Consider the following 15932-nt stretch of genomic DNA (forward strand, 5'->3'; position numbering starts at 1 on the left):
TTTCCAGCCGGCGCTAAGCTCATGGAGGATAGAACGATTTTTTCTCGAGTGAGGTGAGCCAATGGTAGAGCCGCATATAAAGGGCATGCAGCCTGACGTTTACGAACGACTCATCGACCGTCTGGGACTGGCCCTGGATGTGGCCCGGACCGCAGTTCGACTGCGCGACGAAAAGCCGGCGGAACTGGAGTTGCGTGGTTTGAGCCGAGCGGAGTACGAGTTGATCGACGCCTACCTGAATGTGTGTGGCGAGCGTGCCTGCGTCGAGCCGCCAGCTCCGGCTGCTCCTGTGAGCAAAGCGTCGGCCAAGGTGTACTGGCTGCATGAGCGCGACCGACGCCGATCGCCGATCGGCAAGCGCGGTCATGGGTACCCTGCAAAGTCGTGACGGCAGTTGTTCGTCAGCGTAGCAACCCTTAGGCTTCGGGCATTTTCTGGAGATGCCCGATGTTTTCACGTTATGTCCTCAAACAACTTTTATTGCCTCCGGGTGTGTTTTTCGTCCTGTTGCTGGCGGCCTGGTGGCTGCGTCGTCGCTGGCCGCGTCTGGCGGGGGCGTGTTTCGTTGCCGGATTGGGCGGGTTGTGGCTGATGAGTCTGCCAGTGGTCGTGCAGAGCGCGGCCAACTGGCTGGAAAGTGAACCTGCGCTGCCGGTGCAGGCATGGAGCACCCTGGCACAGCACGCCGACGCCATCGTCATTCTGGGGGCCGGTCGCGAGCGGGGTGATCCGGCCTGGGACGGCGTCGACCAACCCACCGGTGTCGCGCTCGAACGGGTCCGCTATGCAGCGAGGCTGGCCAAAGCTTCGGGGTTGCCGGTGCTGACGTCCGGTGGCCTGCACTATGGCACGCCGCCTAGCGAAGCGTGGATCATGGCGCAGTCGCTGCGCGACGACTTCGGTACCTCGGCACGCTGGATGGAAGAGCGCAGTCGCACGACCTGGGAGAACGCCCAATTCAGCGCCCAGTTGCTCGCCGAACATGGCATCAAGCGAGTGGTGGTGGTGACTCAGGCCTGGCACATGCAGCGCTCGCGCTGGAGCTTCGAGCAGAGCGGACTGGAAGTGGTGCCGGCGCCGGTGGGGTTCCTGGGCATCGATAACGCGCGGCCGCTGGGAGGGTGGTTGCCTGAAAGCAAGGCCATCTGGCAGAACGGCCAGCTGCTCAATGAGGCGGTGGGATTGGTGGGGTACAAGATGTTTTATCGATGATCTTGAGGGCCTCTTCGCGGGCAGAGCCCGCTCCCACAGGGGGAATTGTGGGAGCGGGCTCTGCCCGCGAAGAGGCCGGTACAGGCACCATCAAACCCTTCTACGCAACAACGCCCACCCCAGCAACAACACGCACACCACCGTCATCGGCCACGACCGCAGTTGCAGATAAGGCGTCAAACCCCGCATGGGCGTCACCTCGCCATACATCACGGCTTCCTCGAATTGCGGCACCTGAGTGGTGATGTGGCCGAACGGATCGATCAACGCAGTCACGCCATTGTTGGTAGCGCGGATCATCCAGCGTCCGGCCTCCAGCGCGCGCATCTGCGCCATCTGCAAGTGTTGCAGCGGGCCTATCGAGGTGCCGAACCAAGTGTCGTTGCTGATCGTCAGCAGCAGGTCGCTGCGCGCGGCCATGCTTGCGGCCAGCTCTGGATACACCACTTCGTAGCAAATAAACGGTGCGATCTGGTAGCCCTTGGCCTGCAGCAGCGGCTGGTCGGCGGGGCCGCGGGCGAAGTCGGACATGGGCAGGTCGAAGAAGGCGATCAGGCCGCGCAGCAGATCCTGCAAGGGCACGTATTCACCGAAGGGCACCAGCTTCTGCTTGCGATACAAGCCTTCGCCGTCACCTACCACAGTGATGCCGTTGTAGAACCGGCGCTGACCGTCTTCCACCTGGCGAATGGGCACGCCGGTGATCAGCGCCGAATGGCGGTCGCTGGCAAATCGACCCATCACCGACAGGTAGCCTTGGGCCGAGTCCATCAGCACCGGCACTGCCGTTTCCGGCCAGACAATAAGGTCTACTGGCTTGGACACGAACGTCTTGTCGCGATACAGCTGCAACTGGTGATCGACCGCTTCGGGATTCCACTTGATGCTCTGGGCAATGTTGCCCTGCACCGCCGCTACCGAGAGCGGCTCGCCCGCTGGAGTCGTCCATGCGTGGCCCTTGAACGCCAGGCCCAAGACCCACGGCGCCAGCAACAACACCACAGCGCCCGCCAGCACGGGCTTGCGTTCGCGCAGGTGCGGCAGGTTGCACAGCAGTGCTGCGCTGAGTGCCAGAGCGAATGACACCAGCCACATGCCGCCCAGCGGGGCCAGGCCGGCGAGCGGGCCCTGCAGCTGGCTGTAGCCGCTGTACAGCCAAGGGAAACCGGTCAGGAACCAACCGCGGAAGGCTTCCTGGCCCAGCCACAGCGCGGCGAAGGCCAGGGCGTCGGCCAATGGCGCATCGTTACGCCTGAGCCAGCGCGCCCAGACCCAGGCGGGCAGGGCGAAGAACAACGCCACCGCCGCGACGAAGCCGAGCATCAGCAACGCCGCAAGCACGACCGACGCGCCGCCATAGGTGTGGATGCTGACGTAGATCCAGCTGGTGCCGGCGCCGAACAGGCCGAAACCGTAGCACCAGCCACGGCCCAGCGCCTGGCGCGGCTTCAGCTCGCGCAGGCCGAGGTAGAACAGCGCCAGCGAAAGCAGGGCCAGCGGCCAGAGATCGAAGGGGGCCAGGAACAGCGGGGTCAACCCGCCGGCCGCCATGGCCAGCAGGTTACCGGGCCAGCCGGGGCGGGTGATCCAGCGCATTATTTTCCTTAACGAGGAGTCTGGGCAGGTGCCTCAGCGGGCGATTGGCGTAAGGCGCAACAAGTGGATGCGGCGGCTGTCGGCATTGAGGATACGAAAGCGGTAGGCACCGATCTCGGTCGTCTCGTTGCGCTTGGGCAGGTGGCCGAACGCGCTCATCACCAGGCCGCCGACAGTGTCGAACTCATCGTCGGAGAACTGGCTTTCGAAGAACTCGTTGAAGTTCTCGATCGGGGTCAACGCCTTGATCAGGAAGTCGCCGCTGGGCAGCGGCTTGATGTAGCTGTCTTCCTCGACGTCGTGTTCGTCCTCGATGTCGCCGACGATCTGTTCCAGCACGTCTTCGATGGTCACCAGGCCCGCCACACCGCCGTATTCGTCGATCACGATGGCCATGTGGTTATGATTGGCGCGGAACTCGCGCAGCAACACGTTCAGACGCTTGGACTCCGGCACGAAAGTGGCCGGGCGCAGCAGGTCCTTGATGTTGAAGTTCGTGTGGTCGTTCTGCAGGATCAGCGGCAGCAGGTCCTTGGCCAGCAGCACGCCGATCACGTCGTCGTGATTCTCGCCAACCACCGGGTAGCGCGAATGCGCGGCGTCGATGACCGCCGGCAGGAATTCCTGCAGGGTCTGCGTGGACTTGATGCTGATCAGCTGCGAGCGCGGCACCATGATGTCGCGCACTTGCAGGTCGGCGACCTGGATGGCGCCTTCCACGATGGTCAAAGCTTCGCTGTCCAGGAGCTTGTTCTGGTGCGCTTCACGCAGCAGTTCCAGCAGTTCCTGGCGGTTCTTGGGCTCATGGGCAAAGGCTTGGGTCAGTTTGCCCAACCATGACTTCTGCCCGTTGCTCGATCGATCTTCGCTCATAGCCCTTTACTCGTGATCCTTGCCAATTGCTTTGGTGGGGGTGTCGTCGACGTCTTCGTCGGCGGCATAGGGGTCCGGATGACCCAATTCTGCTAGCAACTCTCGTTCCAGCGTTTCCATTTCCTCGGCCTCATCGTCGTCGATGTGGTCGTAGCCCAGCAGGTGCAGGCAGCCGTGCATCACCAGGTGCGCCCAATGGGCGTCCAGGGCCTTGCCCTGTTCGGCGGCTTCGCGCTCGACCACCGGCACGCAGATGACCAGATCGCCCAGCAGCGGGATGTCGAGCAGGTCGTCAGGCACGTCCGCAGGAAATGAAAGCACGTTGGTTGCGTAATCTTTGTGACGATAGGTGAGATTCAGCTCGCGGCCTTCGGTTTCATCGACCAGGCGGATGGTCATCTCCGAATCGGCGCTGCGCTGGCGCAACGCCAATTCGCACCAGCGGCGGAACTCGGCGTCGCTCGGGCCAGGCGCGGTGCTGGCCCGTTGCAGGTCAAGCTCAAGCATCGCGGCGTTTGTCCCCGGCCTCGTTGACGGTGGTGGGCTGGGCGTCGAAGCGCTCGTAGGCCTCGACGATGCGCTGCACCAGCGGGTGACGTACGACGTCCTTGGGCATGAAATGGGTGAAACTGATGCCAGGCACACCCTTGAGCACTTCGATGACCTGGTTCAGGCCCGACTTGGTGCCCTTGGGCAGGTCGACCTGGGTGATGTCGCCGGTGATCACCGCCGTCGAGCCGAAGCCGATGCGGGTCAGGAACATTTTCATCTGTTCCACGGTGGTGTTCTGGCTTTCATCGAGGATGATGAAGCTGTTGTTCAAGGTGCGTCCGCGCATGTAGGCCAGTGGCGCGATCTCGATGACCTGTTTTTCGATCAGCTTGGCGACGTGTTCAAAGCCGAGCATTTCGTACAGGGCGTCGTACAGCGGACGCAGGTACGGGTCGATTTTCTGTGCCAGGTCGCCGGGCAGGAAGCCAAGCTTTTCGCCCGCTTCCACGGCAGGGCGCACCAGAAGAATGCGCCGCACCTGCTCGCGCTCGAGCGCATCGACGGCAGCGGCCACGGCCAGGTACGTCTTGCCGGTACCGGCCGGGCCAATGCCGAAGTTGATGTCGTTGCTCAGGATTTCCTTGACGTAGCGCTGCTGGTTCAAGCCGCGGGGCTTGATCATGCCCTTGCGGGTACGCAGCGCGACCGGAACTTCACCGGAGGCCGGGTCGTCGAGTTCCTGCACGGCAGACTCCTGCAGAAACAGGTGGACGGTGTCAGGGGACAGCTCGGTGGCCTTGGTTTCCCGGTAGAGACGACGCAGCAGGTTTTCGGCTGAGCGAGTGTGCTGGGCGTCGCCGATCAGTTCGAACTGATTGCCACGGTTGCGGATTTCGATTTCCAGGCGCTGTTCGATCAAGCGCAGATGCTCGTCGAATTGCCCGCACAGGTTGGCGAAGCGGCGAGCCTCGAAAGGCTCGAGCAGGAAGCGGTGTGGTTCGATAGGTGCGTTCAAGGTCGTTTTCGGCCGCCCGACGGCAATTGAAATGAGCCCAAGGATAACCCCTGTCAGGGGCGGGGCGAAAGGGGGCGGCGGCGAATGGCGCTCGACGCCTCCTCGTAGGAGCGGTCATCGGCCGCGAAGGGCCTGTCGCGTCGAGCCTGACACACTGCGTTGATGCCTTCGCGGCCACGGACCGCTCCCACGGGGTAGTGTGTACTCCTGCGGGAGCGGTCATCGGCCGCGAAGGCCTTTTGTGGTGCGGCCGTCAGGCCAGCAGTTCGCCGCGCAGAGAGTGGGGGCGGGCTTCGGCGATGTGGATGTCGACGAACTGGCCGATCAGCCGCGCATCCGAGCAGGTGAAGTTGACGATGCGGTTGTTCTCGGTACGCCCCTGCAACTGGCCAGGGTCCTTTCGCGAATAATCGGTGACGAGAATGCGCTGGGTGGTCCCGACCATCTGCCGGCTGATCTCGAAACCCTGCTGGTTCAGCCGATGCTGCAACGCATCCAGACGCTGTTTCTTCACCGCCTCCGGGGTATCGTCGGCCAGGTCCGCCGCCGGTGTGCCGGGGCGCTGGCTATAGATGAAGGAATACGAGAAATCCATGCCCACGTCGGCGACCAGTTTCATGGTCTGCTCGAAGTCCTTCTCGGTCTCGCCGGGGAAACCGATGATGAAGTCCGAACTGATGCAGATGTCCGGCACTGCTGCCTTGAGCTTGCGCAATTTGGACTTGTATTCCAGCACCGTGTGCCCGCGCTTCATCGCGGCCAGCACGCGGTCCGAACCGGACTGCACCGGCAGGTGCAGGTGTTTCACCAATTGCGGCACTTCGGCGTGGGCCAGGATCAGGCTGTCGGAAAACTCCAGCGGGTGCGAGGTGGTGTAGCGGATGCGCTCGATCCCGTCGATCTGGGCGACCACGCGGATCAGCTCGGCCAGGTCGGCCAGGCGGCCATCGTGGGTCTGGCCACGGTAGCCATTGACGTTCTGGCCCAGCAGGGTGACTTCGCGCACGCCGTTGTCGGCCAGGTGCATGACTTCGGCCAGAACGTCGTCGAAAGGTCGGCTGACTTCTTCGCCACGGGTATAGGGCACCACGCAGAACGTGCAGTATTTGCTGCAGCCCTCCATCACCGACACGTAGGCGGTCGGCCCGTCGATGCGCGGTTCGGGCAGGTGGTCGAACTTCTCGATTTCGGGGAAGGAAATATCGACCTGCGGCAGGCGGGTGATCCGCGCCGCATCGATCATTTCGGGCAGGCGGTGCAGGGTCTGCGGGCCGAACACCACGTCGACGTAGGGCGCGCGGTCGCGGATGGCTTCACCTTCCTGGCTAGCCACGCAGCCGCCAACGGCGATGACCATCTCCGGCTTGGCCAGCTTCAGTTCGCGCCAGCGACCCAACTGCGAGTAGACGCGGTCCTGGGCACGCTCGCGAATCGAGCAGGTATTGAGCAGGATCACATCGGCGTCTTCGGCGCGGGCCGTGACTTCCAGGGCTTGATGTTCACCCAGCAGGTCGACCATGCGCGAGCTGTCATACTCGTTCATCTGGCAGCCGTGGGTTTCGATATAAAGCTTCTTGGCCATTAGGTGATCATCAAGTGGTTCAAAGAACCGCGCATTATAGTGCCCGTGGTCGGTGGTTCCTAGCCTTGCCTGTCGGGCGGCTATGCTATAGTTTTCGCCCTCTTTCAAGCTCACGACCTTATATCTGCCGACGATGACCAAACGCGAAGCTCCAATCTACAAAGTGATTTTCCTCAATCAGGGCCAGGTATTCGAGATGTACGCCAAGCAGATCTACCAGAGCGATCTGTGGGGTTTTCTGGAGGTCGAGGAATTCGTCTTTGGCGAGCGCACTACCGTGGTCGTCGACCCTAGCGAAGAAAAACTCAAGGCGCAGTTCGAAGGCGTGACGCGCAGCTTCGTGCCGATGCACTCGATCGTGCGGATCGATGAAGTGGAGCGCTTGGGTACACCGAAGATCAGCGAGGCACGCATGACCGGCAACGTCATGCCGTTCCCGATGCCGATGCCTGACAAGTAATCACCCGCCAGGCAGTTGTCGGGCTCAGGGCAGCGGTGCGAAAGGCGAGCGACTGCCGCCGTCGGCCGTTTGCAATTCGAGCAGGTACTTGCGGAAGATCTGCCCCAGCACCTGGGTGGCCACTTCGAGGTCTTCGCGGCGCATTTGCCTGGACACCTCGTCGGCGACGTCCAGCGCATCTTCGGCGCCGTTGACCGCCGCCATCTTCAGCACGATGTAGGCCTGGATATTGTTGGCCGCCACGCCTTCCCCCTTGAAGAACATGGTCCCCAAGTGGTACTGCGCCTCGGCGTGGCCTTGCAGGGAGGCCTGCTCGAAATAACTCAGGGCCTGATTGAGGTCGCGCTCGGTACGCGTGCCGTCGTAGTAGAACTGACCGAGCTCGAATTGCGCCTGCGCGTCGCCGTCCTTGGCCGCCTGCTGACAGGCAGCCAGCGCTGCGGGCAACGCCTGGGCAGAAGTATTGAGGGTGCAGCGACCCACCGCCGGGATCAACAACGAATTGCCGCCTGCGGTAGCCATTAGCGGCTGAAGAAGCAACAGGCAGCCCAATGCAAGGGCGCGGCCGGTGCGGTTCATGGGGATCGACTTACCTCTGCGGAATGCGGGCGGACCCGACGTGGAAACGTTGCCGGTGCTTCATTATGAAATAAGCGGGGGGGCGGTTACAAAGTCTTTACTCGTTTTTCTGCGATATCGTCCAGATGGTCAGACTTCAGAGGGACGAGCGGCCGTTGGCAGGCGCGATCATGTGAACGACTGGAAGGGGTGGCAAGGCTATCTGTGGGAGCGGTCAGTGGCCGCGAAAGCTCATGCGCGGCAAATCTGACACTGCGCGGTGAATTCTTCGCGGGCACTGACCGCTCCTACAGGATGGCTATTCCCGGTTTGGACTTACTTCAGCGCGGCGAACGCTTTCTCGGCGGCATCCAGGGTGATCTTCAGTTCCGCATCGCCGTGGGCGATGGAGGTGAAGCCCGCCTCGAACGCACTGGGCGCCAGGTACACGCCGCCGTCGAGCATCAGGTGGAAGAAGCGCTTGAAACGGTCGGCGTCGCTGCTCATGACGTCTTCGAAGGTGACGATGTCGTCGGCGCCGCTGAAGTACAGGCCGAACATGCCGCCCGCCTGGGTGGTCACGAACGGAATGCCGGCGGCATCGGCGCGCTGCTGCAGGCCGTCGAGCAAGCGAGTGGTGTAGTCGCTCAGCTCGTCATGAAAGCCGGGACGGCTGATCAGGTTCAGGGTGGTCAAGCCGGCAGCCATGGCCAGGGGATTGCCCGACAGGGTACCGGCCTGGTAGACCGGGCCCAGAGGGGCAATGTGCGACATGATCTCGCGCTTGCCGCCGAAGCAGCCGACGGGCATGCCGCCACCGATGATCTTGCCGAACGTGCTCAGGTCCGGCGTCACGCCGTAGTACGCCTGGGCGCCGCCGAGGGCCACGCGAAAACCGGTCATCACTTCGTCGAAAATCAGCACCACGCCGTACTGGTCGCACAGGCGACGCAGGCCTTCCAGAAAACCGGGCGCGGGCGGTACGCAGTTCATGTTGCCCGCCACCGGTTCGACAATGATGCAGGCCACTTCATCGGCCACCTCGGCCAGCATCTGCTCCACGGCGGCGATGTCGTTGAACGGCAGGGTCAGGGTGTGTTTGGCGAACGCTGCCGGCACGCCGGGCGAGCTGGGCACGCCGAGGGTGAGGGCGCCGGAACCGGCCTTGACCAGCAGGCTGTCGGAGTGGCCGTGGTAGCAGCCTTCGAACTTGATGATGCTGTCGCGCCCGGTAAAACCACGGGCCAGACGAATGGCGCTCATGGTCGCCTCGGTGCCCGAGCTGACCATGCGCACCATTTCCATGGACGGCACGATGGCGCAGACCAGGTCGGCCATCTGCGTTTCCATTTCGGTCGGCGCGCCGTACGACAGGCCATGCTCGAGCTGCTTGCGCACGGCATCGAGCACGTCGGGATGGCTATGGCCCAGGATCATCGGACCCCAGGAGCCGACGTAGTCGACATAGCGCTTGTCGTCTTCGTCGGTGACATAGGCGCCAGCGGCATGCTTGAAGAACAGCGGCGTGCCGCCCACGCTCTTGAAGGCACGCACGGGCGAGTTGACGCCGCCGGGGATGTGCTTCTGGGCATTGGCGAACAGCATTTCGGAACGGGACATAAATAAGCTCTCTTGCATCAGGCGGTTTCGAACAGCGCGTTCAGGGCGCGGGCGCGACGGGTGACTTCCTGGGCCGTGTCGGCGCCGAACAGTGCATGCACCACGGCCAGCAGGTCGGCACCCTGGGCCACCAACGGCGCAGCGTTGTCCAGGGTGATGCCGCCAATGACGGCGATCGGCAATTTCAATTCGGCCCGCGCCTGGCTCAACAGTTCAATGCTGGCAGGTGACGCGCCGGGCTTGGTCTGGGAGGCGAAGAAGCGCCCGAAGGCAACGTAGCTCGCGCCTTCGCGGGCGGCCTGGCGGGCCAGGTCGAGGCTGGCATGGCAGGTGCTGCCGATGATCGCCTTGCGCCCCAGCAGGGCACGGGCCGGGGTCAGCGGGCCATCGGTCTGGCCCAGGTGTACGCCGACGTTGAGCCGCGCGGCCAGTTCGGCGTCATCGTTGATGATCAGGTGCGCTTTGTAGGGCTCGCACAGCTGTCGCAGTTTTTCCGCCTCGCGCAGGCGGCGAGCTTCGTCGTTGCTCTTGTCGCGGTACTGCAGCAGGGTGATGCCGCCATCCAGCGCGGCTTGGACGTACTTGAGGAACTTGCCGGCCAACAGTTGGCTGTCGGTGATGGCGTAGACGCCACGTAGTTTCATCGCTCAGGCCTCGGGCAGGGGGCGGGGACTCGGCTCAAGAGCAGAAATCCAGAGGCAGGCGCCGCGGCACGAATTGCCCCTGGCCCAACTGCTCGGCGTCGCGCAGGGTCCGCCAGGTGTAGTCGAGCGCCGACTGCACCGCGCTTTCCAGGCCTTCACCCAGGGCCAGACGGCCAGCCAGGGCGCTGGCCAGGGTGCAGCCGGAGCCATGGTAGCTGCCGGGCAGACGCTGGCAGGTGAAGGTGCGCCGGCTGCCGTCGCGGCTGTACAGGCGATTGTGCACCTCGTGCTCGTCGCCGTGGCCGCCGGTGATCAACAGGTGTTTGCAGAACGGCAGCAGCTTTTCCGCACACTCGTCGGCGCTGCCGTCGGGCAGGTCGGCAAGGATGCGCGCCTCGGGCAGGTTCGGCGTGGCGATGGTGGCCAGCGGCAGCAGCCGTTCGCGCATCGCATAGCCGACCTCGTCCTTGCCCAGGCTGCCACCGCCGCCGGCGCGCAACACCGGGTCGCAGACCATCGGCAGATGAGGGTGGGCCGACAACAGCTCGACCACGGTCGCGACCATGTCCACCGAACCGAGCATGCCCAGCTTGACCGCCGCCACCGGCGAGTCGCTGAGCACGGCATTGGCCTGGGCCAGGATCCACTCGCGGTCGAGCACGCGGAAGTCGCTGACATTGACGGTGTTCTGCACGGTCAGTGCGGTCACCGTCGGTGCGGCATGGCAACCCTGCGCGAGCAAGGCTTCGATATCTGCCTGCAGGCCGGCGCCGCCACTGGGGTCGTGGCCGGAGAGACAGAGGACAACGGGGCGGGAGCTATAGATATTCATGGTGCGCGAGCTTATCACGGCGCACGGCGTTGTAGCAGCGTCGCAAGCGGCGCCGAGCCCTGCCGCAGGTACTGGACCGCAGCTAGCGGAAGGTGAATGGCATTCGCGCTTTCTACAGGGCCTCTGTATCATATTGCCATTACCCTTTGACCTGCTCCAAAGGCAGCGGCCCAGAGCCCGCTGGCGGAGCATTGCGGGCGGCCCGCGATGCACGCGGACGCCGTGCTCGAGTCATTCAATACCGAAAACAGGCCGTACCGACTGCGTCGAACCCAAGGGAATTGGGGCCTCCCGATGCGATCAGGTATGCCACGCCGGGGCTGTATGCGCTATTTGCTTATTCTGATGTTGGCCTTGCTGCCCATGCTGGCCGGTGCAGTCGACTTCGACGAGACCACGCGCAGCCTTGCGCTTGGGCGCACGATGCAGGTCTATGAAGATGTGTCCGGTCAGGCCACCATCGAGCAGATCACTACCGAGCTGGCCCCCGCTTTCCATCAGCACCACGACGAGGTGCTCAACGCTGGCTATTCGAAGTCGGTGTTCTGGCTGCGCATCGATCTGCGCTACGTGCCGCGCACCGACCGAGCGCGGCACAGCTGGCTGCTGGAGCTGGCGTATCCGCCGATGGATCACCTGGAACTGTACCTGGCCGATGCCGCCGGCCAGTATCGCCTGGCGCAGCGCACCGGTGACGCCTTGCCGTATGCCAGCCGCCAGATCAAACAGAACAACTACCTGTTCGACATACCCTTCCAGCCCGACGAAGCCAAGACCGTGTACCTGCGCCTGCACAGCCAGGGCTCGGTCCAGGCGCCGGTCAGCCTGTGGTCGGCCAATGCGTACCTGGAGGCGCAACCTTCGCGCCTGTACGTGCTCGGGCTGATCTACGGTGTGCTCCTGGGCATGCTGGTGTACAACCTGTTCATCTTCCTCAGCGTGCGTGACCGCAGCTACCTGTACTACATTTTCTATATCGCCTCCTTCGGTCTGTACCAGGTGTCGGTGAACGGTGCCGGGGTCGAGTATTTCTGGCCCGACAACCCGTGGTGGGCCAACGCCGCCACGCCGTTCTTCATCGGCGCCGCCGGTTTTTTCGGTTGCCAGTTCTCGCGCAGCTTCCTGCAGACCGCCAGCCACAGCCGCTGGATGGATCGGCTGCTGATCGGCCTGATGGCGTACGGCGGCGTGGTCATGGTCCTGTCGCTGTCGACCAGCTACGCCCTGGCGTTGCGCCTGGCGACGCTGCTGGCGCTGTGTTTCACCGTGGTGATCTTCACCGCCGGCATCCTCGCCTGGTGGCGCGGCATGCGGCTGGCGCGCTACTTCATCATTGCCTGGACCGCGTTCCTGCTGGGCGGCATCGTCAACACGCTGATGGTGCTGGGCCATCTGCCCAATGTGTTCATCACCATGTACGCCAGCCAGCTCGGTTCGGCGCTCGAGGTCGGCCTGCTTTCGCTGGCGCTGGCCGACCGCATCAACGTGCTGCGCGACAAGCAGGCGCAGACCTTGAAGCAAGCCGGGCTGAAGCTTGAGCAGGCGAACCTGGAACTGGCGGCCAGCAATCGGCTCAAGGACGAGTTCCTGGCCACCGTCACCCATGAGCTGCGCACCCCCATGAATGGCGTGATCGGCTCGCTGGAACTGATGCAGACCGTGCCCATGGGGCTGGAGCTGACGCAGTACCAACACACCGCGGCGGGCTCGGCGCGGAACATGATGCGCATGGTCGACGACATCCTGATCCTCACCGAGCTGCAAGCCGGACGGCTGTATCCGCGCAACGAGCCGTTCAGCCTGCAGGCGTTGCTCGACAGCCTGCAGATGCAGCTCAGCGGCCAGGCCCATGACAAGGGCCTGGCGTTCGCCGTGGAACGCGCCGCCGGGCTGCCCGACCGCCTGCAGGGCGACTCGAAGAAGCTCGCCCTGTGCCTGGGCTGCCTGATCGACAACGGCATCAAGTTCACCCGTGAAGGCAGCGTCAAGGTGCGGGTCAGTGGCGGCGAGTCCGTAGACGGTCGCCTGCAGATCACCTTCAAGGTCAGCGACAGCGGCATCGGTTTCAGTCATCGCGACGAAGAAACGCTCTATCAGCGCTTCTACCAGCTCGATGGCTCGATCACCCGCGAGTACGGTGGGCTGGGCATCGGTCTGGCGATCTGTCGGCAGCTGGCCGAACTGGTGGGGGGGCAGTTGCATCATCAGTCCGAACCCGGGCGCGGCAGCTGTTTCGAACTGAGCGTGCGCCTGGGGGTGGTCGAAGCCCATCCGGGCCAGGCCTCGAGCACTCGCGTTGGCACCTTCGGTACCCAGCGCGGCGCCCACGAGTGCACCCTGTTGCTGGTGGACGACAACAGCGTCGACCAGTTGCTCATCCGCGGCATGCTGCTCAAGCTTGGCTACCGTGTGCGCACGGCCGAGGACGGCCCAGGTGCGTTGGCCCTGCTGGCGCGCGAGCGCTTCGATGCGGTATTGATGGAATGCAGCCTGCCGACCCAGAGCGCCTTGCACACCACCGGCCTGCTGCGCAGCCTGCCGGGTTGCGAGGGTTTGCCGGTGCTGGCGATCACCGATCTCGGCCAGCCGGGCGTGCGCGAGCGTTGCCTGGCTGCCGGTGTGTCGGTCTGCCTGGCGCGCCCGGTGCGCTTCGAGGAGTTGCAGGCGGTGTTGCATGGCTGCATCCTCGCCCAGCCCCGGCATCTGTCGGCAGCGGTTGCGCACGCGACGTCCGGAGCGGCTCCGGCATAAGCTCAAGCGTGCCACGGGGGTGCCTTTCGTCGGCATTGCAGGCAAGATGCAAGCCTGCCAGATCAGCCAGGACATGCCCCATGAGTAATGCCCCAGATTTCGTAGTTGTGGAAACCGCCGAACAAGCCGTGGATCGCCTGGCGGAGCTGCACGAGCGGGCCACCCGCGCCCTGAGTCAGGCACTCAAGCGCTATCTCAAGGATCGCAGCGAGCCGGATGCGGCCGAGCGTGACCTGTTTCGCTACCCCGAGCTGCGCCTGACCTACGCCTACGGTGGCGAGCTGCCTGCCATTACCCGTGCCTACGCCAAGGTCAACCTGCCCGGCGTCTACTCGGTGACCGTGACCCAGCCCGCAGCCTTCCGCGGCTACCTGCTGGACCAGCTGCGGCCCTTGATGCGTGACTTCGCGGTGACCATCGAAGTCGGTGTCAGCGAGCAGAACATCCCTTACCCCTACGTCGTCGACCAAGGCGACGAGCTGGCGGGCAGTGGTGTGACCGCAGCAGCCCTGGCGCGGGTGTTCCCCAGCACCGACCTGTCCGCCGCCACCGACGGTATCGCCGACGGCCTGTACGATTGGGCGACCGCCGATCCGCTACCGCTGGCGCTGTTCGATGCCGCGCGGGTGGATTTCTCCCTGCGCCGCCTGATCCACTACACCGGCAGCGACTGGAAGCACGTGCAGCCGTGGATCCTGCTGACCAACTATCACCGCTACGTCGACCAGTTCGTCACCCACGGCCTGGAGCAGCTGCGCAACGACCCACGCTTCGTGCGCCTGGTGATGCCGGGCAACGTGGTCATCGAAAAGAGCATGGACAACGGCGAGGCCCAGGCGCTGGTGGCCAGCGTGGTATGGCACCGCTATCAGATGCCGGCCTACCACCTGATTGCCGAAGACGGCGACGGCGTGACCCTGGTGAACATCGGCGTCGGCCCGTCGAACGCCAAGAACATCACCGACCACCTGGCCGTGCTGCGCCCGCATTGCTGGTTGATGATCGGCCACTGCGGCGGTCTGCGGCAGTCGCAGACCATCGGCGACTACGTGCTGGCCCACGCTTACATGCGCCAGGACGGGATTCTCGATCGGGTCCTGCCGCCCAATATTCCTATTCCAGCCCTGGCCGAAGTGCAACTGGCCTTGCAGGAAGCGGCGGCGCAGGTCACCGGCGAGCGCGGCGACGACCTCAAGAAGCGCTTGCGCACCGGCACCGTACTGACCTACGACGACCGCAACTGGGAACTACGCTGGGCCCAGGAACGGCCGCTGATCAACCTGTCGCGCGCCGTGGCGGTGGACATGGAAAGCGGTACCATCGCCGCCCAGGGCTACCGCCTGCGGGTGCCCTACGGCACCTTGCTGTGCGTGTCGGATAAACCGCTGCACAGCGAGATCAAGCTGCCGGGCTCGGCCAACGCCTTCTATAACCGTGCGGTCAGCCAGCATCTGAACATCGGCATCACGGCCTTGAACCTGCTGCGCAACCAGCTCAATGCGCTGCACTCGCGCAAACTGCGCAGCTTCGACGAGCCGCCGTTCCGCTGACAGGTTTGCCGTGGCAGGCAAGGGCCTCTAGCATGGGCGCCCTTGCCAGCCCGAAAACGTTCTTGTCATGCCCTTGCCACCTCGCTTCAACAAACGTCCAGCCGCCGCCAGCCGTCGCGTGGCCAAGGCGCCGCCTGCCCAGCCGCGGCTGCTGCTGTTCAACAAACCGTTCGATGTGCTGACCCAGTTCAGCGACGGTGAGGGGCGGGCGACGCTGAAGGATTTCATCGACATCGCCGGGGTCTACCCGGCCGGCCGCCTGGATCGCGACAGCGAAGGGCTGCTGTTGCTGACCAATGACGGCCAACTGCAAGCGCGTATCGCCGATCCGAAGCACAAGCTGGCCAAGACCTATTGGGTACAGGTCGAGGGCGTGCCCGATGAAGAGCAGTTGCAGCGTTTGCGCAGCGGAGTCGAGCTCAACGACGGCATGACCTTGCCCGCCGAAGCGCGGTTGCTGGATGAGCCGGACCTGTGGCCGCGCGATCCGCCCGTGCGCTTTCGCAAGAGCGTGCCGACCCACTGGCTGGAATTAATGATCAAGGAAGGGCGCAACCGTCAGGTGCGGCGCATGACGGCGGCGGTGGGCTTGCCGACCTTGCGCCTGGTACGGGTGCGCATCGGCGACTGGAGCCTCGAAGGCCTGGGGCAGGGCGAGTGGCGCGAGGTGCCCGCCAGCCTGTAGCAGGCCCCGCCCCCTGTGGGAGCGGGCTCTGCCCGCGAAGATCTACCAGCCTGCCTCAAGCC

General features: G+C 64.2%; 15 protein-coding genes. 6 read left to right on the plus strand and 9 right to left on the minus strand.

Features of this window, described 5'->3' with window-relative positions; genetic code table 11:
• Positions 1 to 61: 61 nt before the first annotated feature.
• Both LT40_RS18870 and LT40_RS18875 read left to right on the plus strand, forming a co-directional pair.
• Positions 62 to 388: a hypothetical protein gene (locus tag LT40_RS18870; protein ID WP_052393477.1), complete on the plus strand. Its 327-nt coding sequence runs from the start codon at positions 62 to 64 to the stop codon at positions 386 to 388.
• A gap of 59 nt (positions 389 to 447) precedes the next feature.
• Entirely contained in the window at positions 448 to 1212 is a 765-nt protein-coding gene (locus LT40_RS18875; protein WP_043192677.1) for a YdcF family protein, read from the plus strand.
• Positions 1213 to 1302: 90 nt separating this feature from the next.
• Here LT40_RS18875 and lnt read toward each other — a convergent pair whose 3' ends face one another.
• From lnt to miaB, 5 genes are all read right to left on the minus strand, one after another.
• Positions 1303 to 2808 (minus strand): apolipoprotein N-acyltransferase, encoded by a 1506-nt coding sequence (gene lnt, locus LT40_RS18880; protein ID WP_043192679.1) that lies wholly within the window; start codon positions 2806 to 2808, stop codon positions 1303 to 1305.
• Between the two features lie 33 nt (positions 2809 to 2841).
• Positions 2842 to 3681: an HlyC/CorC family transporter gene (locus LT40_RS18885; RefSeq protein WP_043192681.1), complete on the minus strand. Its 840-nt coding sequence runs from the start codon at positions 3679 to 3681 to the stop codon at positions 2842 to 2844.
• A 6-nt stretch (positions 3682 to 3687) separates the two neighbouring features.
• Complete coding sequence (gene ybeY, locus LT40_RS18890; RefSeq protein WP_043192683.1) at positions 3688 to 4188, minus strand: rRNA maturation RNase YbeY; 501 nt, start codon at positions 4186 to 4188, stop codon at positions 3688 to 3690.
• Positions 4181 to 5188 carry a PhoH family protein gene (locus LT40_RS18895; protein WP_043192684.1) on the minus strand — a complete coding sequence of 336 codons (1008 nt, stop codon included), beginning with the start codon at positions 5186 to 5188 and terminating at the stop codon, positions 4181 to 4183. The genes ybeY and LT40_RS18895 overlap by 8 nt, the downstream gene beginning before the upstream one ends.
• A gap of 253 nt (positions 5189 to 5441) precedes the next feature.
• Complete coding sequence (miaB, locus tag LT40_RS18900; RefSeq protein WP_043192685.1) at positions 5442 to 6770, minus strand: tRNA (N6-isopentenyl adenosine(37)-C2)-methylthiotransferase MiaB; 1329 nt, start codon at positions 6768 to 6770, stop codon at positions 5442 to 5444.
• Between the two features lie 133 nt (positions 6771 to 6903).
• On the opposite strand from miaB, the gene LT40_RS18905 reads away from it, so the two are divergent.
• Positions 6904 to 7230, plus strand: a complete 327-nt coding sequence (locus LT40_RS18905; protein ID WP_043192686.1) for a DUF1820 family protein — start codon at positions 6904 to 6906, stop codon at positions 7228 to 7230.
• Between the two features lie 24 nt (positions 7231 to 7254).
• Here LT40_RS18905 and LT40_RS18910 read toward each other — a convergent pair whose 3' ends face one another.
• The 4 genes from LT40_RS18910 to LT40_RS18925 form a co-directional block, all read right to left on the minus strand.
• Positions 7255 to 7809, minus strand: a complete 555-nt coding sequence (locus LT40_RS18910; protein ID WP_043192687.1) for a tetratricopeptide repeat protein — start codon at positions 7807 to 7809, stop codon at positions 7255 to 7257.
• 315 nt (positions 7810 to 8124) lie between these two features.
• On the minus strand, positions 8125 to 9408 hold the full coding sequence (gene hemL / locus LT40_RS18915) for a glutamate-1-semialdehyde 2,1-aminomutase (protein ID WP_043192688.1): 1284 nt from the start codon (positions 9406 to 9408) through the stop codon (positions 8125 to 8127).
• Positions 9409 to 9425: 17 nt separating this feature from the next.
• A complete protein-coding gene (gene thiE / locus LT40_RS18920) occupies positions 9426 to 10052 on the minus strand; it encodes a thiamine phosphate synthase (RefSeq protein ID WP_043192689.1) in 627 nt (208 codons plus the stop codon).
• 34 nt (positions 10053 to 10086) lie between these two features.
• A complete protein-coding gene (locus tag LT40_RS18925) occupies positions 10087 to 10884 on the minus strand; it encodes a hydroxymethylpyrimidine/phosphomethylpyrimidine kinase (protein WP_043192690.1) in 798 nt (265 codons plus the stop codon).
• Positions 10885 to 11208: 324 nt separating this feature from the next.
• Here LT40_RS18925 and LT40_RS18930 point away from each other — a divergent pair, with 324 nt between their 5' ends.
• The 3 genes from LT40_RS18930 (at position 11209) to LT40_RS18940 (ending at position 15870) form a co-directional block, all read left to right on the plus strand.
• Complete coding sequence (locus LT40_RS18930; protein WP_043192691.1) at positions 11209 to 13635, plus strand: hybrid sensor histidine kinase/response regulator; 2427 nt, start codon at positions 11209 to 11211, stop codon at positions 13633 to 13635.
• 80 nt (positions 13636 to 13715) lie between these two features.
• Positions 13716 to 15185: an AMP nucleosidase gene (amn, locus tag LT40_RS18935; RefSeq protein ID WP_043192692.1), complete on the plus strand. Its 1470-nt coding sequence runs from the start codon at positions 13716 to 13718 to the stop codon at positions 15183 to 15185.
• A gap of 118 nt (positions 15186 to 15303) precedes the next feature.
• Entirely contained in the window at positions 15304 to 15870 is a 567-nt protein-coding gene (locus tag LT40_RS18940) for a pseudouridine synthase (protein ID WP_162473373.1), read from the plus strand.
• Positions 15871 to 15932: the final 62 nt, after the last annotated feature.

Source organism: Pseudomonas rhizosphaerae (genome assembly GCF_000761155.1).
GTDB lineage: Bacteria > Pseudomonadota > Gammaproteobacteria > Pseudomonadales > Pseudomonadaceae > Aquipseudomonas > Aquipseudomonas rhizosphaerae.

What these genes read in the sequence shown, in the direction of transcription:
- LT40_RS18870 (WP_052393477.1), top strand. Translation starts at nt 62, where the DNA reads ATGGTAGAGCCGCATATAAAGGGCATGCAGCCTGACGTTTACGAACGA.
- LT40_RS18875 (WP_043192677.1), top strand. Translation starts at nt 448, where the DNA reads ATGTTTTCACGTTATGTCCTCAAACAACTTTTATTGCCTCCGGGTGTG.
- lnt (WP_043192679.1), bottom strand. Translation starts at nt 2,808, where the DNA reads ATGCGCTGGATCACCCGCCCCGGCTGGCCCGGTAACCTGCTGGCCATG.
- LT40_RS18885 (WP_043192681.1), bottom strand. Translation starts at nt 3,681, where the DNA reads ATGAGCGAAGATCGATCGAGCAACGGGCAGAAGTCATGGTTGGGCAAA.
- ybeY (WP_043192683.1), bottom strand. Translation starts at nt 4,188, where the DNA reads ATGCTTGAGCTTGACCTGCAACGGGCCAGCACCGCGCCTGGCCCGAGC.
- miaB (WP_043192685.1), bottom strand. Translation starts at nt 6,770, where the DNA reads ATGGCCAAGAAGCTTTATATCGAAACCCACGGCTGCCAGATGAACGAG.
- LT40_RS18905 (WP_043192686.1), top strand. Translation starts at nt 6,904, where the DNA reads ATGACCAAACGCGAAGCTCCAATCTACAAAGTGATTTTCCTCAATCAG.
- LT40_RS18910 (WP_043192687.1), bottom strand. Translation starts at nt 7,809, where the DNA reads ATGAACCGCACCGGCCGCGCCCTTGCATTGGGCTGCCTGTTGCTTCTT.
- hemL (WP_043192688.1), bottom strand. Translation starts at nt 9,408, where the DNA reads ATGTCCCGTTCCGAAATGCTGTTCGCCAATGCCCAGAAGCACATCCCC.
- thiE (WP_043192689.1), bottom strand. Translation starts at nt 10,052, where the DNA reads ATGAAACTACGTGGCGTCTACGCCATCACCGACAGCCAACTGTTGGCC.
- LT40_RS18925 (WP_043192690.1), bottom strand. Translation starts at nt 10,884, where the DNA reads ATGAATATCTATAGCTCCCGCCCCGTTGTCCTCTGTCTCTCCGGCCAC.
- LT40_RS18930 (WP_043192691.1), top strand. Translation starts at nt 11,209, where the DNA reads ATGCGCTATTTGCTTATTCTGATGTTGGCCTTGCTGCCCATGCTGGCC.
- amn (WP_043192692.1), top strand. Translation starts at nt 13,716, where the DNA reads ATGAGTAATGCCCCAGATTTCGTAGTTGTGGAAACCGCCGAACAAGCC.